Origin of the sequence: Streptomyces nigra (assembly GCF_003074055.1) — a bacterium.
In the GTDB taxonomy this organism is placed as follows: domain Bacteria; phylum Actinomycetota; class Actinomycetes; order Streptomycetales; family Streptomycetaceae; genus Streptomyces; species Streptomyces nigra.
This window is the reverse complement of the sequence record NZ_CP029043.1, coordinates 6,840,792-6,862,388: the sequence shown is the minus strand read 5'-3', so window position 1 is coordinate 6,862,388 and position 21,597 is coordinate 6,840,792. Positions and strand designations below refer to the sequence as shown.

The following is a 21,597-nucleotide window of genomic DNA, read 5'->3' as shown; positions in this document are numbered from 1 at the left end:
CGGAACGCTCGGCACCGCGCCCCCGGGTAGGGGCTCACACCCCCACCCGGCGGGTCAGGTTCAGCAGGTACTCCTTGCGGTTCAGGGGGTTGAGGTCGGTGCGCGGGCGGCGGGGCACCGCGCCGGGCGGGGCGGGGGCGTAGTGGTCGAAGGCGGTCTCCAGCTCGGCCTCGCCGCGGGTCAGGCCGGGCAGCCGCTGCTCCAGCGCGTGCACATGGGCCGCCGGCACCGTGCCCTCCAGCTCGCAGACCGTGCCGCGGGTCGTGGTGGTCGCCGGGACCGCGCGCAGCCCGGCGAGGGCGGGCAGCAGCGCCGCCAGGGTGTCGGCCGGGGTCTCCAGCCGGAACCGGTGCACGGGCTCGTGCACCCGGGTGCCCGCGCGGCGCAGCGCCTCCATGAGCACGAGCGGGGTCAGCCCCCGGAAGTCGTACCCGGTGCTGGACATGCTCTTGTCGAAGCCCTGGTGGGCGTGGCTCTGCCGGGGCGAGTAGCCGGAATGCGTCATCGTGACCACGCAGTCGGGGATCCGCCAGCCGTACAGGCCCTGTCCGAGGGTCTCGCGCACGGTGTCCTCGACGGCCTTGAAGAAGGCGTACGGCATGGAACCCAGCTCGACCTCCAGGCCGAAACGCACACCGGTGCCGGGCGGGGCGGGTGTGACGCGCAGGCCGACCGTGGCCAGGAACGGGTTGCCGTCCTTCTGGTTGAACGCGGCCGCCTCGCCCTCGCCCAGCGGCCGTTCGACGCACAGCGGGGTCGTCTCGCGGAACGTGACGCGCAGTCCGGACTCCTCGGCGAGCGTGGCCTCGATGACCTCCTTCTGCACCTCGCCGTACAGGGACACATGGGTCTCCTGCCGCACCTCGTCGTGGCGCAGCCCGATGAGCGGGTCCTGTTCGGCCAGCCGGGTGAGCGCACGGTGCAGGGCCCGGCGGTCGGTGCCGTCGGCCGGGTCGACGACCGTCTCCAGGGTGGGCGGCGCGAACAGGTGCCCGTGCGTCGTGGGGGGTGCGCCGAGGGCGTCGCCGATGCGGACGTCGGCCAGTCCCCAGAGGCGGGCGATCCTGCCCGCCCGCACCTCGTCGGCCCGGGCGTCGGTGCCCCCGTCGAAGACGCTCACGGCGGTGACACGGGTCTCGGCGCGGGAGCCGTCCTCGCCGGCCGGCGGGCCGAAGGGGACGCGGTCGCGGACGCGGAGGGTGCCGGAGAACAGGCGCGCGTAGGCGATCTTCTCGCCCGCCGGACCCCGTTCGACCTTGAAGACGGTGCCCGAGAGCGGCCCGCCGGGGTCGCCGTCCGCCGGGGGCAGGAGGTCCCTGATCCCGGTGATCAGCGCGTCCACGCCGGCCCCGGTGTGGGCGGAGCCGCAGTACACCGGGTGGGCGAGGGCCCGCCGGGTGCCGTCGGCGAGGGCCGCGCGGACGTCGTCCGGGGACACACGGTCCTCGACGTACGCGGTGAGCAGGGAGTCGTCCAGCTCGGCCAGCACGTCCAGCGCGTCCGGGCCGGGGGCGGCGGGGACGAAGCGGGCGGCGCGGGTGCCGAGGCCGTGGGCGGTGCCCATCGGGACGACGGCCGGGGTCAGCCGTTCGCGTACGGCCCGCAGCACGCGGTCGGGGCAGGCGCCGCGCCGGTCGATCTTGTTGACGAACACCAGGGTGGGGATGCGCAGCCGGCGCAGGGTGCGCATCAGTACCCGGGTCTGCGGCTGGACGCCCTCGACGGCGGAGACGACCAGGACCGCGCCGTCGAGCACCCCGAGGACCCGCTCCACCTCGGCGATGAAGTCCGGGTGGCCGGGGGTGTCGATGAGATTGACGGTCGCGTCGCCGAGGGCGAAGGAGACGACGGCCGACTTGATGGTGATGCCGCGCCGGCGCTCCAGCGCGAGGGTGTCGGTCCGGGTGTTCCCGGCGTCGACGCTGCCGAGTTCGTCGATCACTCCCGCGGAGTGCAGGAGGCGCTCGGTCAGGCTGGTCTTACCGGCGTCGACATGGGCGAGGATCCCGAGGTTCAGTACGTGCACGAAGCGTCATGTCCTTTTGCGAGGGAGTGGTTCCTGCCTGGGGGGACATGGACGCTCGGCGCATGATGGCTCCTGGTTCCTCTCCGTCGGTCGTTCGTGCCGGATCAGTGCAGCAGAACGGCGCTCGGGCGGCAACGGGTTTTGCGACCGGCGCGCGGCGGCACCCGGTGCGATCGTGGTGGTGCCGAAAGGTGCCCTGCGGGGCGGCGGTGAGAGGAGCGGGCGATGCGGGAGATCCTCCCGGTGGCCGCGGGCTGGTACACGGCCGGGCTGCCGTTCGGGCTGGCCACGGTGGTCGCCACCAGCCGCAGCGCCCCGCGCGACCCCGGCGCGGCGATGGCCGTGGGCCCCGGGGACGAGGTCGTGGGCAGCGTGTCCGGCGGCTGTGTGGAGGGGGCGGTCTTCGAGCTGGCCCAGGAGGTCGTGGCGAGCGGCGAGGCCCGCCTCGAGACCTTCGGGTACAGCGACGCGGACGCCTTCGCGGTGGGGCTGACCTGCGGCGGTGAGATCACACTGCTGTTGCGCCCGGTGACGTCCACGAGCGATCCGGTGTTCGGCGAGGTGGCGGGGTCGGTGGCGGCGGGCCGCCCGGTGACCGTGGCGACGGTGGCCGACGGGCCCGCGCCGCGCGGAGCCTCGCTCGCGGTGTGGCCGGACCGGGTCGCGGGGACGCTGGGGGCGTCCGGCCTCGACGCGGCGGTCACCGCCGACGCGCGCGGTGAACTCGCCCTGGGGGCCACGGGGATGCGGCACTACGGGCCGCACGGCGAGCGGCGCGAGGACGCGGTCGCCGTCTTCCTGCACTCGTTCGCGCCGCCGCCGCGCATGCTGGTGTTCGGCGCGATCGACTACGCGGCGGCGGTGGCGCGGATCGGTGTCTTCCTCGGCTACCGGGTCACGGTGTGCGACGCCCGCCCGGTCTTCGCCACACCGGAGCGGTTCCCGGCGGAGGCGGAGGTGGTCGTCGACTGGCCGCACCGCCACCTCGGCCGTACGGACACCGACGGGCGCACGGTGATCTGCGTCCTCACCCACGACCCGAAGTTCGACGTGCCGCTCCTGGAGGTGGCGCTGCGCCGGCCGGCCGCGTACATCGGGGCGATGGGCAGCCGCCGTACGCACGACGACCGGATGCGGCGGCTGGCCGAAGCGGGGCTCGGCGAGGCCGAGTTGGGGCGGCTGCGCTCACCGGTCGGGCTCGACCTGGGCGCCCGTACGCCCGAGGAGGTCGCCGTGTCCGTGGCCGCCGAGATCGTCGCGCTGCGCTGGGGCGGCAGCGGGAGGCCGCTGACCGCGACGGACGGGGCCGTCCATCCACGGCGGGACGGCCCGCCCGGCGGGTGACGCGAGAGGTCAGCGGCGCGGCAGCCGGTGCAGCTCCACGTCCGTGAGGGCGCCCGCGTCGACGGTCGCCGTCATGTACGTGCAGTACGGCTGGCGGCGCCGGTCGGTGGGGGAACCGGGGTTGAGCAGCCGCAGCCCCGTGGCGGCCGTCGTGTCCCAGGGGATGTGGCTGTGCCCGAAGACGAGGACGTCGAGGTCGGGGAAGCGGGCCGCGCACCGCGCCTCGCGGCCCTGGGCGGCGCCGGTCTCGTGGACGACGCCGAAGCGCAGCCCGCCGAGTTCGGCCCGCGCGACCTCGGGGAGGCGGGCCCGCAGCCCGGGCCCGTCGTTGTTGCCGTACACGGCGACGAGCCGTGCGCTGCGGCTCTCCAGCAGGTCCAGCGTGGCCGTGTCCACCCAGTCCCCGGCGTGGAACACCACGTCGGCGTGCGGGAGTTCGGCGAGCAGCGGCTCGGGCAGGGCCTTGGCGCGCTTGGGCAGATGGGTGTCGGACATCAGGAGCAGACGCACGCCGCCAGGCTAGGGGCTGTCCCGTCATTCCCGGTGGATCAGCGCGCGGCGTCAGATGCGGTGCATCGCAAGGCGGAGGGCCGTCCGCATACCGGATGTATGCGGACGACCCGACAACGCGGCGAGGTGCCGTAGCCGGCGCCGCGCGCCCGCCGGGAATGACGGGACAGCCCCTTGACCGGCGCCCCTGGGCCGCGCCGGGACTCCCCGCGCCTCCCGGGTGTCGTCCCGTACCGGACGAATACGGTGCACAGGGCTGGCTTCCGGCCACGAAGGCCGTAACCTGACGCAAACGCCCGGCGACGGGAGGGGGCTCGGAGGCCGATGCCGGTCAAGGTGAGCGTGGTCGTCCCCGTGTACAACCCCGGGGCGCACATCGAGGAGTGCGTGGCGTCCCTGCTGCGGCAGTCCCTGCCGCCGGACGAGTACGAGGTGATCTTCGTCGACGACGGCTCCACCGACGGCACCGGGGAGCGGCTGGAGGAACTGGCCGCCGCGGACCCCCGGGTGAGGGTGTTCCACCAGCAGAACTCCGGCTGGTCGGGCAGGCCGCGCAACGTCGGGATCGCCGCCGCGCGCGGCACCTACGTGATGTTCGTGGACAACGACGACCATCTGGGCGACGAGGCCCTGGAGCGGATGTACGCCTACGGCACGGCCCATGACGCCGATGTGGTCGTCGGCAAGATGGCCGGGCGGGGCCGGGGGGTGCCGGTGGAGCTGTTCCGCCGCGATCGCCCGCGCGCCACCGTGGCGAACGCCCCGCTGATCGACAGCCTCACCCCGCACAAGATGTTCCGCCGGGCGTTCCTCGACGCGACCGGTCTGCGCTTCCCGGAGGGCCGACGGCGACTGGAGGACCACGTCTTCGTCACCGAGGCGTATCTGCGGGCGGGCAACGTCGCGGTGCTCGGCGGCTACGTCTGCTACTACCACGTCCGGCGCGACGACTCCTCCAACGCCGGTTTCCAGCGCATCGATCCGGCCGGCTACTTCAAGAACCTCCGCGAGGCCCTGGACGTCGTCGAGCGGTACACCGAGCCCGGTCCGCTGCGGGACCGGCTGTTCCGGCGGTGGCTGCGGGTGGAGATGGTCGAGCGGATGCGCGGGCGCCGGCTGCTCGATCTGCCGCCCGACCACCGGCGGGAGCTGTTCACGCAGATGCACGAGGTCGTCGTGGAGCGCTTCGGGCCGGGAGTCGCGGCCGGGCTGCAGCCCACGCAGCAGATCGTCGCCGCGCTGATCGCCGCCGACCGCTACGACGCCGTGGAGGAGTTCGCCGCCTGGGAGGGCGGCGTCGCCCTGACCGCGCACCCCGGCCGGGTGGAGTGGGAGGACGGCGTGCTGAAGGTCGGGTTCACCGCCGAGTACACCGTCGCGGGGGCGCCGATGACCTTCTCCCCCGGCTCGGCCCCCACGCCGCTCGACGGGCCGCCGGAGGACCTTGCGGCGGCCGTGGAGTGGGTCGGCGCGGACACCGTGGCCCGGTTCGGGCAGGCCGGCGCCGATCTCCTGCTGCGCGAACGCGCGGGCGGCGCCCAGTACTTCCAGCCGGTGGAGGTCACCCGGGAGCGGGTGCCGGCGGGCGACGGCGACCGGTTCCGGCTGGTGCTGCGCGCGCGGGCCACGGTCGATCCGGCCGAACTCGCCGGTGCCGGGCTGTGGGACTCGGTGGTTCGGGTCAAGCTGGGCGGCTGGACGAAGGAGTGCCGGCTGGGCCCCGCGCCCGGCACGGACCGGCCCGCCCCGTTGGCCGCGCTGTCGGGCGGTCGTACGGTCCTGCCGTACTGGACGTCCCCGCACGCGTGTCTCGCCCTGGACGTCGACCGGGCCACCCGGCGCGTCGGGCTCGGCACGCTCACCCCGGACGACGCCGACGTCACGGACGGCCGTTTGCGCGTCCGGCTCCCGCTGCACGTGCCCGGCGGCGGCGTCGAGGCGTACCTGCGCCTGGAGGCGTCCGGCACCCGTCGCGACGTACCGGCCGTCCTGAGCCCGTACGGCACGGGCGCCCTCCTCGTCGCGGACGTGCCGCTCGACGGGCTGCGCGGCGGGAGGTGGCGCCTCGCGCTCGGTGTACCGGGGGCGCGATTCCTTCCGCTGCCCGTCGCCCTCCGGGTGCGGGCCGGGGGTGCCCGCGTGGTCCGGGCGCCCGGCCGGGGCCCGCTGCGGCGGCGACTGCGCGCGACGACGCTGGGGCGGACGGCGGCCCGGCTGCGTGCCCGGGTCCGGGCCCGGAGGGGGTGACGGATGCGGCCCCTCGGGATCGACGGCGCGTGGGTCCTCGAACCCCAGGTGTTCGAGGACGACCGGGGCACGTTCCACGAGTGGTACCGGGGTGAGGAGTTCCGCGAGGCCACCGGTCACGACCTGGCCCTGGCGCAGGCGAACTGCTCGGTCTCCCGGCGGGGCGTGCTGCGCGGCCTGCACTACGCGGACGTGCCGCCCGGACAGGCCAAGTACGTGACGTGTGTGCGCGGCGCCGTCCTCGACGTGGTGGCCGACATCCGCGTCGGCTCCCCCACGTTCGGGCAGTGGGAGGCGGTGCGTCTGGACGACGGCGGCCGGCGTGCGGTGTTCCTCGCCGAGGGGCTCGGGCACGCCTTCATGGCGCTCACCGACGACGCCACCGTGGTCTACCTGTGCTCGACCGGGTACGACCCGCGCCGCGAGCACACCGTCGACGCCCTCGACCCGGCGCTCGGCATCACCTGGCCGGACGGGCTCACGCCGGTCCTCTCCCCGAAGGACGCGCGGGCCCCCTCGCTGGCCGAGGCCCAGGAGGCGGGGCTCCTGCCGTCGTACCAGGCGTGCCGGGAGCGGTACGCGCGGGCGCGGGGTGGGGAGCCGGGCTGAGGGCGCCTCAGGGCACCGAAGGGCCACCGGGGGGCTACCGGGGGGCGACCGCCCGTTCCACCGCCGCGCGCAGGGGCTCCCAGCCCCGGGTGCGCGGCAGGCCCAGGCGCCGGGCGCGAATCAATGGGCCCCAGAAGCCCGCGTCGAGCAGGGTTCGCGGGGCCACCGCGCCGGTGCGGTCGAGGACGGTCTCGGGGACCTTCTGGGGGTCGGGGACGTCGTACTCGGCGACGATCTCGTCGTACCGGTCGCGCAGCACGGTGCTGCGGGGGTCGGCGCCGAGGACGACGAGCTGGCCGGTGGGCCGGGTGTCGACGGGGACGGCGAGCAGGTCGGGGCGGTGCCGGGCCAGGATGTCGGCGAGTTTGAAGACGTCGCCGGTCCAGGCGTCCGTGTGCCGGTCGCGGGCCGCCTCGTCGGTGGTGCGCGGCAGCATGTCGTCGAAGACGATCACGCTCGTCCAGTCGGCGTACCGCTCGATGTTCATGAAGTCCCGCAGCGCGTACTCGAACAGGTGCATGCCGTCGATGAACGCCAGGTCGATCACGGGGCGGCGCCAATGTCCGAGCGGGTGACGGCCGCGGCGGAGGTTGCGCAGCGGGTGCCGGCCGCCCTTGAGGTGGATCAGCGGGTCGGGGCGGGCGAAGAAGTCGTCGCTGGTGGCCCGGACGAGGTGGACGTCGCAGCGGAGTTCGGTGACGACCTTGAAGGCGGGGTCGACGGCGACGCTGGGTACGCGGGACAGGCGCAGGCTGCGGCCGTCGTTGACGCCGATCTCCAGATAGGTGCGGTTGCCGCTGACCTTGTGCAGTTCCTTCAGGAACTCATGGCGTTTCACGAAGGGTCTCCTCGCGGATCTCGGGCAGGGCTTCGTGCAGGGCGGCGCGCCAGTCGCGCGGCGGCGGCAGGCGGAGCCGTCGCAGCCGGCCGTGCGCGAGGACGCTGTACGCGGGGCGGGGCGCGGGCCGGGGAAAGGCGGCACCGCCGACCGGGCGCACTCGTGCGGGGTCGGCGCCGAGGCCGGCGAACACCTCGCGGGCCAGCTCGTACCAGGTGGCCTCACCGGCGTTGGTGGCGTGCAGGACGCCGGTGACGTCATGGCCCACGCGCGGGCCCAGCCGGACGAGGGTCCGGGCGAGGTCGGCGCTCCAGGTGGGCTGGCCGCGCTGGTCGTCGACGACGTCGACGGTGTCGCGGCTCGCCTCCAGCCGGATCATGGTGCGCACGAAGCTGGGGCCGTGGACGCCGTACAGCCAGGCGGTACGCACCACCGCGGCGGCGTGCGGGAGTTCGCCGAGCACGGCCCGTTCCCCGGCGAGTTTGGTGCGCCCGTACGCCGTGCGGGGGCCGGGCGGGTGGTCCTCGGGGTAGGGGGCGCGGGCGTCCCCGGCGAAGACGTAGTCGGTGGAGACGTGGAGCAGCCGGGCGCCGTGCGCGGCGCAGGCGCGGGCGAGGACGCGGGGGCCTTCGGCGTTGACGCGCAGGGCGTGTTCCTCGTCGTGCTCGGCGTCGTCGACGGCGGTGTAGGCGGCGCAGTTGACGACCAGAGCGGGCCGGTGGGCGGCGAGGGCGCGGTCCACGGCGGCGGGGTCGGTGATGTCGAGGGCGGCGCGGCCGAGCGCGGTCACCGGTTCGCCCTGCGCGCGGAGTGCGGCGGCCGTGTCCCGGCCCAGCAGGCCGCCCGCCCCGGTGACCAGCCACCTCATCCCCCTGCCTCCTCCCCCGCGCGCCGGGTCAGCGGCTCCCACCAGGCGCGGTTCTCGCGGTACCAGGCGACGGTCTCGGCGAGACCGGTGGTGAAGTCGCGGCGCGGCCGGTAGCCGAGTTCGGTGCGGGCCTTGGTCCAGTCGACGCTGTAGCGCAGGTCGTGGCCCTTGCGGTCCTCGACGTGCTCCACGCGGTCCCAGCCGGCGCCGCAGGCGTCCAGCAGCAGTGCGGTCAGCTCCTTGTTGCTGAGTTCGGTGCCGCCGCCGATGTTGTAGGTCTCGCCGGGGCGGCCCCGGGTGCGGACGAGTTCGACGCCGTGGCAGTGGTCGTCGACGTGCAGCCAGTCGCGGACGTGGCGCCCGTCGCCGTACAGGGGCACGGTGTGCCCGTCGAGGAGGCGGGTGACGAAGAGCGGGATCAGCTTCTCGGGGAACTGGCGCGGGCCGTAGTTGTTGGAGCAGCGGGTGACGCGCACGTCGAGGCCGTGGGTGCGGTGGTAGGACAGGGCGAGCAGGTCGGCGGAGGCCTTGGAGGCGGAGTACGGCGAGCTGGGCCGCAGGGGGTCGTCCTCGCGGGCGGAGCCGGTGGCGAGGGAGCCGTAGACCTCGTCGGTGGAGATGTGCACGAAGGGGCCGACGCCGTGCCGCAGGGCGGCGTCGAGGAGGACCTGGGTGCCGACGACGTTGGTGAGGACGAAGTCGCGGGCGCCGGTGATCGACCGGTCGACGTGGGACTCGGCGGCGAAGTGCACGACCTGGCCGGCCTCCGCCATCAGCTTGTCGACGAGGGCGGTGTCGCGGATGTCGCCGCGCACGAACGTCAGCCGGGGGTGGTCGGCGGGCAGGTTGTCCCGGCTTCCGGCGTAGGTGAGCTTGTCCAGCACGGTGACGTGGGGCGCGTCGGCGGAGCGCCGGGCGAGCAGGGCGCGGACGTACGCGGAGCCGATGAAGCCGGCGGCGCCGGTGACGAGGACGTTCATGTGTGGATCTGCACCTTGCTGTGGTCGCCGAGGACGAGGCGGTGGGCGCTGGGCACACTGGGCGCGGGGGTGACCTCGACATGCCGGCCGATGAGGGAGGACTCGATACGGCCCACGCCGTGGATGGAGGAGTCCCGCAGCACGATGGAGAACTCCAGTTCGCTGTCGGCGACATGGCAGTTCTCCGCTATGGACGTGAACGGGCCGACGTAGGAGTCCTCCACGACGGTGCCGGAGCCGACGACGGCGGGGCCCACGATGCGGGAGTTGACGATGCGCGCCCCCTCCTCGACGACGACCCGGCCGACGGTCTGCGACCGCTCGTCGACCTCGCCGTCGATCCGTCGGGTGAGCCCTTCCAGGACGGTCCGGTTGACCTCCAGCATGTCGGCGACGTTCCCGGTGTCCTTCCAGTAGCCCTCGATGACGGTGCTGCGTACGTCGGCGTGCGCGTCGATGAGGTGCTGCAGGGCGTGGGTGATCTCCAACTCGCCGCGCCAGGACGGGGTGACGGCGCGGACGGCGTCGTGGATGACGGGCGTGAACAGGTAGACGCCGACCAGGGCCAGGTCGCTCTTGGGGTGCCGGGGCTTCTCCTCCAGGCCGACGACCCGTCCGTCGGGGTCGAGTTCCGCGACGCCGAAGGGGCGGGGGTCCTTGACCCGGGTGAGCAGGATCTGGGCGTCGGGGCGGGTGCGCCGGAACGCGTCGACGACGCCGGTGATGCCGCCGACGATGAAGTTGTCGCCGAGGTACATCACGAAGTCGTCGTCGCCCAGCCAGTCACGGGCGACGAGCACGGCGTGCGCGAGACCCAGCGGACGTTCCTGCGGGATGTAGGTGACGTTCAGGCCGAACGCGGAGCCGTCGCCGACGGCGTCCTGGATCTCCCGGGCGGTGTCGCCGACGATCACACCGACCTCGGTGATGCCGGCCGCGGCGATCGATTCCAGCCCGTAGAACAGCACGGCCTTGTTGGCGACCGGGACCAGCTGTTTGGCCGAGGTGTGCGTGATCGGCCTCAGGCGCGTACCGGCGCCACCGGACAGCACGAGAGCCTTCATCTGCTTCACCATAGCCCCGATTCCGCCGATTTGAGGCTGTCGGGACTGGCTTGTTCTGGGCGCCCCCGGCGGTTCGTGCCGGTGTCATCCGGAGAGCGCGAGCTCGCACCACACCTGCTTCCCGCCGCTGACGGGCACGGTCCCCCAGGCCGTCGTCATCGCCTCGACCAGCAGGATGCCGCGTCCGCCGGTGGCCTCCCAGCTGATGCTGGTCGGCCGGACCGGGGTGCGCGGCGAGGAGTCGGCGACGGCGACGCGCAGCCTCCGGCCGACCAGGGTGAGGTCGAGGCGCACCTGTCCGTCGGTGTGCACGAGGGCGTTGGTGACGAGTTCGGACACGACGAGCAGGGCGGTGTCCCGGTCCTGCGGCGGCACCTGCCAGGCGCGCAGGGTGCGCCGGGTGAACCGGCGGGCGTGGCCGACCGCTTCGGGGACCCGCCACACGGCCCACGTCTCACGCAGCGGCCGTACGGCCATGCCGTCGTAGCGCATCAGGAGCAGGGCGATGTCGTCGTCGCGGTGCGCCCCGACGAGCAGCCCGTCGGCGACGAGTCCGAGGTGGGCGGGGTCGGCGACGGAGAGCGCGGCGGCGAGCCGTTCGATGCCGGTGTCGATGTCGGCGTCCGCGGACTCCACGAGGCCGTCGGTGGTGAGGGCGAGGACGGTGCCGGGGCGCAGCCGCAGCGGGCTCATCGGGAAGACGGCTTCGCGCAGCACGCCGAGGGGCGGGCCGCCGTCGGCCTCGGCGACCTCGGTGCCGCCGTCCGGGTGGCGCAGCACGGGCGGCGGATGTCCGGCCCGTACGCACCAGGCGGAGCCCTCCTCCAGGTCCACCTCCACATAGCAGCAGGTGGCGAAGAGGTCGGTCTCCATGTCCATCAGCAGCCGGTTGGCGTGGTGGACGACGACGTCGGGCGGGTGTCCCTCGGCCGCGTAGGCGCGCAGCGCGGTGCGCATCTGGCCCATGAGGGTGGCGGCGGCCGCGCTGTGCCCCTGTACGTCGCCGATGACGAGGGCGACCCGGTGGTCGGGCAGCGGGATGACGTCGTACCAGTCGCCGCCGACCTCGAGCCCGGCGGTGGTCGGCAGATAGCGGGCGACGGCCTCGGCGCCCGGCAGCCGGGGCAGCCGGCGGGGCAGCAGCTGGCGCTGGAGCATGCCGACGAGTTCGTGCTCGGCGTCGAAGGCACGGGCGCGCAGCAGCGCCTGGCCGGCTAGCCCGGCGGAGGCGGTGAGCAGGGCGCGTTCGTCGGGCCCGAACTGGTGCGGGGTGTCCCAGCCGATCAGGCACGCGCCGGCCATGGTGCCGCTCGCGGGCAGCGGGAGCACGGCGAGGCCGCCGGGGCCGACGTCGGCGAGGGCGGGTTCCAGCGGGGCCCCGGCCGGCCAGATCTGGGCGCGTCCCTCGCGCAGGGCGGCGGCGAGCGTCGGCATGGCGCGCACGGGTGCGTCGGGCCACTCGGTGCGCCATTCCAGGCGCCACAGCGCGGGCCAGGACTCCGGGTCGGGCGGGTCGAGGACGGTGACGACGAGCCGGTCGTGCTCCAGTTCGGCGAGCGCGATGCGGTCGGCGCGCAGGGGTTCGCGCAGGGCGGTGACCACGGCGTGGCTGACGTCGCGGACGGTCCCGGCGGTGGCGAGGGCGGCGGCCAGGCGCTGGACGCGGGCGACGTCGGTGACCTCGGGACGCAGGGTGGAGGCGTCGGCGACGGTGCCGACGAGCCGGGCGGGCCGGCCCTCGCCGCCGGGCAGCAGACGGCCGCGCAGCCGCAGCCAGCGGGGCGGTCCCGCGGGTTGCTCGACGCGGAACTCCAGTTCCCGGTCGCCGATGGACATGTGGTCGGCCTCGACGACGGACATCAGCGCGGGCAGGTCGTCCGGGACGGTCAGGCCCAGCAGGGTCTCCACCTTGCCGTCGAAGGCGGCAGGGGTCAGCCCGAACAGCCGCAGGAGGTCGGCGCCGACCTCGACATGACCGCTGTCCACGGCGAGGCTGAACGCGTCGGGGGGCAGTTCGCCGCCGGTCTCGGCGACGGGCGGGGCGGGCAGGGTGACGGCGCCGGCGATCAGTTCCAGACACTCGCGTTGCGTGTCGTCGAAGCCGTCGGGGTGCTCGGTGACGGCCAGCAGGCACCCGGTGGCGCCCTCGCCGCGGACGGGCAGCGCGGCCAGGAAGTGGTCGCAGGCCGGTGTGCGCCGGGCCTCCGCGAAGCCGGCGAGGTCCCGGGGGCCGAGCCAGACGGGGCGACCGGTGCGGTGGGCGTCGGCGGCCGGGGAGGGACCGTTGAGGGTGTAGCCGTCCCGCAGGCCGTACAGGGACCGGGGCACGCCCGCGGACTCGTTGACGCAGAGCAGTTCGCCGGCGTCGTCCGGGGTGTAGAGGGCGGCCAGGGAGGCGCCGCAGAAGACGAGCGCCTGTTCGAGGACCCGGCGCGACCGCCCGGCCGGATCGGGCTCGGCGGCGAGTGCCTTCAGGACGTCCTCGACACGCCTGTTCCCCGTCCTGCCCCGCGTAGCGCCCTCTCCGACCACGTTCGCCATTACAGCGCCGATACGCCACGTGCGCAGCCCCTGTGACGGTTCCGCGCGGCCGGGGCGGCGGGACGGCGAACGGCGGTCCGGCCCTCCCGCCGGAGGGCCGGACCGCCGTCGTGCCCGGGTGGATCACGCGGATCCGTTCAGGGGTGCCCCCGCGTCAGTTCCCGACGCCGTTGCCGACGATCTCGCCGAGGCCGTGGCCACCGCCGTTGGCGTTGCCGTTCGCGGCTCCGTTCCCGGCGTCCTGGCCGGCACCCGCGTCCTGGCCCGCTCCGGCCTCCTCGCCGGCGCCCGCACCCGCGTCCTGGCCGGCTCCGGCCTCCTCGCCCGCACCGGCGCCCGCGTCCTGACCGGCTCCTGCGTCACCGGCGCCCGCTCCGCCCGCGGCGTCGCCGTTCAGGGTGGCGCCGACGGCCGCGAGGGCGGTCGTCACCGGCTGGAAGAAGGTCTCGCCGCCGACGGTGCAGTCGCCGCTGCCGCCGGAGGTGAGGCCGATCGCCAGTCCGTCCTGGGTGAACAGGGAGCCGCCGCTGTCGCCGGGCTCGGCGCACACGTCGGTCTGGATGAGCCCGGTGACCGTGCCCTCGGGGTAGTTCACGGTGGCGTCGAGGCCGGTGACCTGACCGTCGCTCAGACCGGTCGTGCTGCCCATCCGGAAGACCTGGAGGCCGACCGTGGCGTCCGCTGCCTGACTGATCGGGACCGTCTGCTGGCCGAGGTTGACCTCGCTGGGCGCCTGGGTCGCCGGGTCGTCGTACTTCACGAGCGCGAAGTCTCCGGCACCCGGGAACGTGGCCTGGTCGACGGTGGCGATGGGCTGCCCGCCCTGGGCGTCGGACCACTGCTCGGCCGCGACCCCGCAGTGACCGGCGGTCAGGAAGGCCGGGCTGCCGTCGCCCGCGGTGACGTTGAAGCCCGCGGAGCAGCGCGCGCCGCCCGCGAAGATGGCGTCGCCGCCGGAGAGGAAGGTCTTGAAGGTGCCGGCCGACTTCTTGACGCTCGCCACGCCGGAGCCGAGGCTCTCGACGGTGGACTCGAGGCGGTCCCAGTTCCGGCCGGTGACCGTGCTGTCGGCGGTGACGACGATCTTGTTCGTTCTGGGGTCGACCGCCCACGCCGTGCCGGGGATGGTCGCCTCGGACTTCAGGGTCTGCGCGCCCGTCTTGAGCTCGGCCAGGCTGTTGGCGACCTCACGGACCTTGGCGCCCGCCTTCTTGGCCTGCACCACCACCTCGTTGTCGTCGCCGTTCACGACGTTCACCACGAGCTGCTTGCTGCCGGCGTCGTAGTACGAGCCGGCGAAGGAGTCGCCGAGCAGTCCCGCGAGGCGCGAGGCGAGATCCGAGGCGTCCGCCGCCTTCAGGGTCTTGGGGGCGGCTGCGGCGTCCGGTGCGGCGTCCTGCGACGCGTTGGCGTTCGGCAGAAGGATCGCCGCCGCTCCGAGCGCCGCCACGCCGCCCGCGGCTATCGCGGCCTTGCGCTTCGGCATTCGCTTGTGACTCAAACTTCTCGACCTCCTGGGGGACGGGGTCTGCTGCCGCCGTTCGTCCGGCGGCTGTTTCTCGGGCGCCTGGTTGGCAGTTGGTACGCGCCGGGCGGCCGGAGTGTTCAACTCCGTTCGCAGAAGCGTCGTTCGGGGTGCCGGAGCGGCCACGCGCCAGGCGCGGATCTCGGGGTGCCGAAGCGGCCACGCGCCGGGCGCGGATCTCGGGGTGCCGAAGCGGCCACGCGCGGGAGCGCGAATGGGTGTCTGCGGGGCGAGAGGCGGACCCGGTTCGGGCAGACACCGTCCGCAGTCGATCGATCGCGGTCAGTCGCGAATCAGGAGCGGAATCCCAGCTTCAGTGAATCTGCACATTCAATACTCAACCAAGTCACCGTGGGCCGGGGTTCCGCACCGGGCGCTACCGCCGGTCACCCCCTTGGGGCCGGAGTGTCGCTTTCGCCGCCGTCCCCGCCGGCGCCCGGGGGGCAGGCGCGACAGCCGGTACGCGCCGATGCTGTGCGGCATGTGAAGAAGTCGCCGACAAGACGTGACCGCCCCTGCACGAATTCCCACACCGGGCCCTCAAGTGCCCTGACAGAGCATGCGTTTGATTGGAAGCCCGCACCCGCCCCGTGCTTTGATCCATCGCACCGCGGGGGCCGCCAACGGCTTTCCCGGAAACGGGGCGCCGGGCGCCTGCGGTCGCGGCCGTCATCTGTCCCCAGAGGGGGCCGCTCCCCCTTGTGAAATACCCATTAGGAAGGGAAGTTCCACCATGAACTCCACCCCCCAGGTTGCGACCGTCGAGATCTCCGACGCCGAGCTCGACAACGTCTCCGGCGGCCTGCAGGTCAACGCCGTGAACGGTGCCCTCGACGCGGTCAACGGCATCGCCCCGGTGTCCGGCCTGCTCAACACGGTCGTCGGCACCGTGGAGGGTGTCACCGGCCTGAACACCGCCCCGGTCACGGGCCTGGTCGCCGGTCTCTGATCGCGCCTTTCGTACCACCGAGTCCCGGAGCCGTCACCCGGCTCCGGGACTCTTGGGCGTCACAAAACAGGAAATCCCCTGAACGAAAAGCAGGAACGAAACTCCGTGAAGGGATTTCAGCCCCGCCCCGCAGCACGACCGGTATTCACATGCCGGTCTCCACTCATCCGCAGGTGAGGGAAATTCCGTGCAGTTCCGCCAACAGGCCCTCGCCAAGCTTCAGTCGCCGGAGGAGCTCGACCTTCCGGTGCGCTTCGCCCGCCCGCAGGGCTGGCTCGTCCTCTGTGTGACCGTGGTCGTGATGGCCGCCGCGTCCGTGTGGGCGGTGACCGGTTCGGTCGCCTCCACCGTCAGCGCGCCCGCCATCCTCACCCACGGCCAGGGCAGCTACATCCTGCAGAGCCCGGTCGCCGGGCAGGTCACCTCCGTCGTCGCCGAACAGGGCCGCCGGCTTCCCGCGAACGCCCCCGTCCTGAAGGTCCGTACCGCCCGCGGCGAGACCGTCGTGCGCACGGTCGCCCCGGGCCGGATCACCGCGCTCGCCGCGACCATCGGGCAGATCGTCCAGACCGGCGCGAACGTCGCCGCCGTCGAGAAGGTCGCCCGCGCCGGGGACCCGCTGTACGCGACGGTGTACGTCCCCGCGGAGAACGCCGCCGCCATCCCCGAGCGCGCCGCGGTGGACCTCACCGTGCAATCGGTGCCGACCCAGGAGTACGGCGTGCTGCGCGGCCATGTGAAGTCGGTGGACCGCTCCGTGCAGTCGCCGCAGCAGATCGCCGGGTTCCTCGGGGACACCCAGCTCGGCGAGCAGTTCACCAAGGAGGGGCGCCCGGTCGCCGTCCTCGTGAAGCTGGACCGCAAGGCCGGCACGAAGAGCGGCTACGCCTGGTCGTCCGCCGACGGGCCGCCGTTCACCCTCACCTCCATGACCCTGGCCGAGGCCTCCATCCGGCTCGCCGACCAGCGTCCCGTCGACTGGCTGCTGCCATGAGCACCCCACAGCAGACGCGCGGCCGACGCCGCGCCGCCGCACCCCCGAAGCGTCCCGTGCCCAAGGGCCGGGCGAAGACCGTCCGCACCCCCACCGTGCTCCAGATGGAGGCCGTCGAGTGCGGCGCCGCCTCCCTCGCGATGGTGCTCGGCCACTACGGCCGGCACGTCCCGCTGGAGGAGCTGCGGATCGCGTGCGGTGTCTCCCGGGACGGCTCGCGCGCCAGCAATCTGCTGAAGGCGGCCCGCGGCTACGGCCTGACCGCCAAGGGCATGCAGATGGACACGGCCGCCCTCGCCGAGGTGAAGGCGCCGGCCATCCTGTTCTGGGAGTTCAACCACTACGTCGTCTTCGACGGCATGGGCCGCCGCTTCGGCCGCCGGGGCGTGTACGTCAACGACCCCGCCAAGGGCCGCCGTTTCGTGCCCATGGAGGACTTCGACGGCAGCTTCACCGGGGTCGTCCTCGTCATGGAACCCGGCGAGGGCTTCACCCGGGGCGGACGCAAGCCGGGTGTGCTCGGCGCGATGCCCGCCCGGCTGCGCGGCACCGCGGGCACGATGCCCGCGGCCGTCCTCGCGAGCCTGCTGCTGGTGGCGGTCGGCGCGGCGGTGCCGGCGCTGAGCCGCACCTACATCGACATGTTCCTGATCGGGGGCCAGACCTCCCTGCTGGGCACGCTGTTCGCGGCCATGGGGACCTGTGTCGCGCTGACCGTGGTGCTGACCTGGCTGCAGCAGGCGAATCTGCTGCGCGGCCGGATCATCTCCTCCACTCTGTCCAGCGCCCGCTTCCTGCGCCATCTGCTGCGGCTGCCGGTGACGTTCTTCTCCCAGCGCAGCCCGGCCGACCTGGTGCAGCGGCTCCAGTCGAACGACGCGGTCGCCGAGACGCTGGCCCGCGACCTCGCGGCGGCCGGTGTGGACGCGGTCGTCGTCGTCCTCTACGCGGTTCTCCTCTACACCTACGACCCGCAGCTGACGTTCGTCGGCATCGGTGTCGCCCTGCTGAACATCGTCGCGATGCGGGTGGTGATCCGGCTGCGGGCGACCCGTACGGCGAAGTTGCGCGCGGACAGCGCGCGGCTGACCAACACCGCCTACACGGGTCTGCAGCTGATCGAGACGATGAAGGCGACCGGCGGTGAGGACGGCTACTTCCGCAAGTGGGCCGGGCAGCACGCGACCACGCTGGAGGAGCAGCAGCGCCTCGGCGTGCCCAGCGCCTGGCTCGGCGTGGTCGCCCCCACCCTCGCCACGCTCAACAGCGCCCTGATCCTGTGGATCGGCGGCATGCGCGCGATCGAGGGGGGCATCTCCGTCGGTCTGCTGGTCGCCTTCCAGGCCCTGGTGACCCGGTTCACCGCCCCGATCACCCGGCTCAACGGCGTCGCGGGCCGCATCCAGGACTTCGCGGCGGACGTGGCCCGGCTGAAGGACGTGGAGAACTTCGAGGCGGACCCGCTCTACGGCCGCCCCGGCGCGGGCGAGTCCACCCGCCGGCTGCACGGGCATGTGGAGCTGGAGAACATCACCTTCGGCTACAGCCCGCTGGACAAGCCGCTGCTGAGCGGCTTCGACCTGACCGTCGGACCGGGCCGGCAGGTGGCGCTGGTCGGCGGCTCGGGCAGCGGCAAGTCGACCGTGTCCCGGCTGATCTCGGGTCTGTACGCCCCCTGGGAGGGCGTCATCCGGATCGACGGCCGGCGGATCGAGGACATCCCGCGCGGGGCGCTCGCCGCCTCCGTCTCCTTCGTCGACCAGGAGGTGTTCCTGTTCGAGGGCACGGTCCGGGACAACGTGGCCCTGTGGGACCCGTCCGTCCCGGACGAGGCGGTGGAGGAGGCGCTGCGCGACGCGGCCCTGTACGACGTGGTGATGCGCCGCCCCGGCGGTATCCGCAGCCGGGTCGAGCAGGACGGCCGGAACTTCTCCGGCGGGCAGCGCCAGCGGCTGGAGATCGCGCGGGCGCTGGTGCGCCGCCCCAGCATCCTGGTGCTCGACGAGGTGACCAGCGCGCTCGACGCCGAGACCGAGCTGGTCGTGATGGACAATCTGCGCCGGCGCGGTTGCGCCTGTGTGGTGATCGCGCACCGGCTGAGCACGGTCCGCGACAGCGACGAGATCGTGGTGCTCCAGCACGGCACGATCGTCGAACGCGGACGGCACGAGGAGCTGGTGGCGCTCGGCGGCGCCTACGCGGCCCTGGTCAAGGAGCGGTGAGATGACGGCCGTGAACGAGGGGGACCTCGTCCTCGACGCGCTCGGGCAGCTGGGCTCGGCCCTGGACTGCGCGGGCTTCAACCGCCTGGACCTGGAGGGTCCGCAGGTGCTGTGGCTGGTGGCGTCCGGCGCGGTGGACCTGTTCGCGGTGGACGCCGGCGAGCAGGGCCACTGGCACCATCTGGGCCGGCTGGAGGCGGGTTCGCTGCTGCTGGGCCCGGTCGCGGGACCCCAGCACACGCTGGTGGCGCGGCCGTTGCGCGACTGCGTGGTGCACCGCATCGGGCTGCGCGAGCTGTACCAGCCCGCGCACACCCAGACCTGGTCGTACGACGAGTACGGCAACCCGCAGTACGTCCCGCCGCAGACCAGCCCGCTGGAGTACGCGCTCGCGCTGGGCGTCGGCCGCAGCCTGTCCATCCTGTTCCAGGCGCCGATGGCCACGGAACGGGCGGCCGAGGTGACGGACGACGACGTCTTCTGGATGCAGGTCCCGCCGGGCAGCGTCCAGTACGGCTCGCTGTACGGCGCCGAGGCGGCCGCCGACCTGCTGATGGACCCGGCGGTCTGGCAGTCGATGGTGGACCAGCAGTACCGCCTGCTGACCACGCTGGACCGGTGGATCGAGCAGCTGGAGCGCACGCACGAGACGCGTACGGCCGCGGGGATCAAGGCCGGTGAGGCGGTCCGCGCGCAGGCCGACCAGACGCTGCTGGCGTCCATCGGCAAGCGGGGCGGCAAGCGCACGACGGCCGCCGACGCGGACGCCGGGTACGCGGCCTGCAAGATCGTCGCCGAGGCGGCCGGGATCACCCTGTCCGAGCCGGCGCAGGGCGGCACCGAGAGCGACCGGCTCGACCCGGTCGAACGCGTCGCCCTCGCCTCCCGGGTGCGGACCCGGTCCATCCGTCTGGAGGGGCGGTGGTGGCGGGACGACATCGGTCCGCTCGTCGGCCATCGCGCCCTGTCCGGTGCGCCGGTGGCGCTGCTGTGGCGGCGCGGCGGCTATGTCGCGGTGCATCCGGCGACGGGCCGGGAGACCCCGGTCGAGAAGGCCAACGCGGAGGAGTTCGAGCCGCGCGCGGTGATGTTCTACCGGCCGCTGCCCGACCGTCCGCTCGGCCCGCTGCGGCTGCTGCGGTTCAGCATGCGCGGCACGGGCGGCGACCTGGTACGGCTGCTGCTCAGCGGGCTGGTGACGGTCGCGATCGGCGCGCTGGTGCCGGTGGCGACCGGCAAGGTGCTCGGCGAGTTCGTGCCGAAGGCGCAGACCGGGCTGATCGTGCAGGTGTGTCTGGCCGTGATGATCAGCGGGGTGGTGGCGGCGGCGTTCATGCTGCTGCAGAACCTGACGATCCTGCGGCTGGAGGGCCGGATCGAGGCGATCCTCCAGCCGGCGCTGTGGGACCGGCTGCTGCGGCTCCCCACGAAGTTCTTCACCGAGCGCTCCACGGGTGAGCTGGCCAGCCAGGCGATGGGGATCAGCGCGATCCGCCGGCTGCTCGCCGGGGTCGGGCCGGTCGTGGCGCAGTCGGTGACGGTCGGCGCGATGAATCTGGCGCTGCTGTTCTGGTACAGCGTGCCGATGGCCATGGCCGCGATCGGCATGCTCGTGGTCATCGCGGCGGTGTTCCTCGGGCTCGGGCTGTGGCAGGTGCGCTGGCAGCGCCGGCTCGTGGTGCTGAGCAACAAGCTGAACAACCAGGCGTTCCAGACGCTGCGCGGACTGCCGAAGCTGCGGGTCGCGGCGGCGGAGAACTACGCGTACGCGGCGTGGGCGGAGGAGTTCGCGCGCAGCCGGGAGCTCCAGCAGCGGGTGGGCCGGATCAAGAACCTGACGGCGGTGCTGGGCGCGGTGTACCTGCCGCTGTGCACGCTGCTGATGTTCATGCTGCTGGCCGGTCCGGCGCGCGGGTCGATGTCGGCGGCGGCGTTCCTCACCTTCAGTACGTCGGTGACGATGCTGCTGACCTCGGTGACCCAGCTGACCGGCGCGTTCGTGTCGGCGGTGTCGGCGCTGCCGCTGTTCCAGGAGATCGAGCCGGTGCTGCGGGCAGCCCCGGAGGTACGGTCGGGCAGCACCCGCCCTGGCCCGCTGACCGGTGCGATCGAGGCGCGCCGGCTGTCCTTCCGGTACTCGGACGACGGCCCGCTGGTCCTGGACGACGTGTCGTTCGAGATCCGGCCGGGCGAGTTCGTCGCGATCGTCGGCCCCAGCGGCTGCGGCAAGTCGACGCTGCTGAGGCTGCTGATCGGCTTCGACAAGCCGGTGTCGGGCAGTGTGCTGTACGACGGGCAGGACCTGTCGGCGCTCGACCAGTCGGCGGTGCGCCGGCAGTGCGGGGTGGTGCTGCAGCACGCCCAGCCGTTCACCGGGTCCATCCTGGACGTCATCTGCGGCACCGAGCCGTACACGCCGGAGGAGGCGATGGCGGCGGCCGAGATGGCGGGGCTCGCCGACGACATCCGGCGGATGCCGATGGGCCTGCACACCATCGTGTCGGGCAGCGGTGCCGTCTCCGGCGGCCAGCGCCAGCGGCTGATGATCGCGCAGGCGCTGATCCGGCGGCCTCGCATCCTGTTCTTCGACGAGGCGACCAGCGCCCTGGACAACGAGACGCAGCGCACGGTCATCGAGTCGACCCGGGCGCTGAACGCCACGCGTGTCGTGATCGCGCACCGTCTGTCCACGGTGCTGGACGCGGACCGGGTCATCGTGATGGAGGACGGCAAGGTCGCCCAGCAGGGACCGCCGGCGCAGCTCCTCGCGGACACGGGTGGGCGGCTGCACGAACTGGTGCGGCGCCAGATGGCCTGAAGGACGGTGCCGGTGGCGGGGAATCGCTCCCGGCCCGGTGACGATCACGGTATGGGGGTACT

The 21,597-nt window shown here is 73.5% G+C and carries 15 protein-coding genes; 7 read left to right on the top strand and 8 right to left on the bottom strand.

Features of this window, described 5'->3' with window-relative positions:
• Positions 1-34: 34 nt before the first annotated feature.
• Positions 35-2,026, bottom strand: coding sequence for an elongation factor G (locus tag DC008_RS31565; RefSeq protein ID WP_108709908.1), 1,992 nt, complete (start codon positions 2,024-2,026; stop codon positions 35-37).
• 225 nt (positions 2,027-2,251) lie between these two features.
• Between DC008_RS31565 and DC008_RS31560 the strand changes: the two genes are divergently transcribed.
• Positions 2,252-3,370: an XdhC family protein gene (locus DC008_RS31560; protein ID WP_108709907.1), complete on the top strand. Its 1,119-nt coding sequence runs from the start codon at positions 2,252-2,254 to the stop codon at positions 3,368-3,370.
• A gap of 9 nt (positions 3,371-3,379) precedes the next feature.
• Here the strand turns inward: DC008_RS31560 and DC008_RS31555 are convergent, their stop codons facing one another.
• Positions 3,380-3,880: a metallophosphoesterase family protein gene (locus DC008_RS31555; RefSeq protein WP_108709906.1), complete on the bottom strand. Its 501-nt coding sequence runs from the start codon at positions 3,878-3,880 to the stop codon at positions 3,380-3,382.
• 324 nt (positions 3,881-4,204) lie between these two features.
• Between DC008_RS31555 and DC008_RS31550 the strand changes: the two genes are divergently transcribed.
• A complete protein-coding gene (locus DC008_RS31550) occupies positions 4,205-6,127 on the top strand; it encodes a glycosyltransferase family 2 protein (protein WP_108709905.1) in 1,923 nt (640 codons plus the stop codon).
• A 3-nt stretch (positions 6,128-6,130) separates the two neighbouring features.
• Positions 6,131-6,736 (top strand): dTDP-4-dehydrorhamnose 3,5-epimerase, encoded by a 606-nt coding sequence (gene rfbC, locus DC008_RS31545; protein WP_108709904.1) that lies wholly within the window; start codon positions 6,131-6,133, stop codon positions 6,734-6,736.
• A gap of 34 nt (positions 6,737-6,770) precedes the next feature.
• On the opposite strand, the gene DC008_RS31540 is transcribed toward rfbC, so the two are convergent.
• The 6 genes from DC008_RS31540 to DC008_RS31515 form a co-directional block, all read right to left on the bottom strand.
• A complete protein-coding gene (locus DC008_RS31540; RefSeq protein WP_108709903.1) occupies positions 6,771-7,574 on the bottom strand; it encodes a class I SAM-dependent methyltransferase in 804 nt (267 codons plus the stop codon).
• Positions 7,561-8,442, bottom strand: a complete 882-nt coding sequence (gene rfbD, locus DC008_RS31535) for a dTDP-4-dehydrorhamnose reductase (RefSeq protein WP_108709902.1) — start codon at positions 8,440-8,442, stop codon at positions 7,561-7,563. The genes DC008_RS31540 and rfbD overlap by 14 nt, the downstream gene beginning before the upstream one ends.
• Positions 8,439-9,422, bottom strand: a complete 984-nt coding sequence (gene rfbB / locus DC008_RS31530) for a dTDP-glucose 4,6-dehydratase (protein WP_108709901.1) — start codon at positions 9,420-9,422, stop codon at positions 8,439-8,441. The genes rfbD and rfbB overlap by 4 nt, the downstream gene beginning before the upstream one ends.
• Positions 9,419-10,486, bottom strand: coding sequence for a glucose-1-phosphate thymidylyltransferase (locus tag DC008_RS31525; RefSeq protein WP_108710956.1), 1,068 nt, complete (start codon positions 10,484-10,486; stop codon positions 9,419-9,421). Before DC008_RS31525 ends, rfbB begins: the two co-directional genes overlap by 4 nt.
• Before the next feature lie 84 nt (positions 10,487-10,570).
• Entirely contained in the window at positions 10,571-13,027 is a 2,457-nt protein-coding gene (locus tag DC008_RS31520) for a SpoIIE family protein phosphatase (protein WP_108709900.1), read from the bottom strand.
• Between the two features lie 154 nt (positions 13,028-13,181).
• Positions 13,182-14,528, bottom strand: a complete 1,347-nt coding sequence (locus tag DC008_RS31515; protein ID WP_108709899.1) for a S1 family peptidase — start codon at positions 14,526-14,528, stop codon at positions 13,182-13,184.
• Between the two features lie 757 nt (positions 14,529-15,285).
• On the opposite strand from DC008_RS31515, the gene DC008_RS31510 reads away from it, so the two are divergent.
• The 4 genes from DC008_RS31510 to DC008_RS31495 all read left to right on the top strand — a co-directional run bounded on the left by DC008_RS31510 (position 15,286) and on the right by DC008_RS31495 (position 21,535).
• Positions 15,286-15,501: a hypothetical protein gene (locus DC008_RS31510; protein ID WP_055624467.1), complete on the top strand. Its 216-nt coding sequence runs from the start codon at positions 15,286-15,288 to the stop codon at positions 15,499-15,501.
• Between the two features lie 187 nt (positions 15,502-15,688).
• Positions 15,689-16,495 (top strand): HlyD family efflux transporter periplasmic adaptor subunit, encoded by an 807-nt coding sequence (locus DC008_RS31505; RefSeq protein ID WP_108709898.1) that lies wholly within the window; start codon positions 15,689-15,691, stop codon positions 16,493-16,495.
• A complete protein-coding gene (locus DC008_RS31500) occupies positions 16,492-18,717 on the top strand; it encodes an NHLP family bacteriocin export ABC transporter peptidase/permease/ATPase subunit (protein ID WP_108709897.1) in 2,226 nt (741 codons plus the stop codon). Before DC008_RS31505 ends, DC008_RS31500 begins: the two co-directional genes overlap by 4 nt.
• Position 18,718: 1 nt before the next feature.
• Entirely contained in the window at positions 18,719-21,535 is a 2,817-nt protein-coding gene (locus DC008_RS31495; protein WP_108709896.1) for an NHLP bacteriocin export ABC transporter permease/ATPase subunit, read from the top strand.
• The last annotated feature ends 62 nt before the right edge of the window (positions 21,536-21,597 follow it).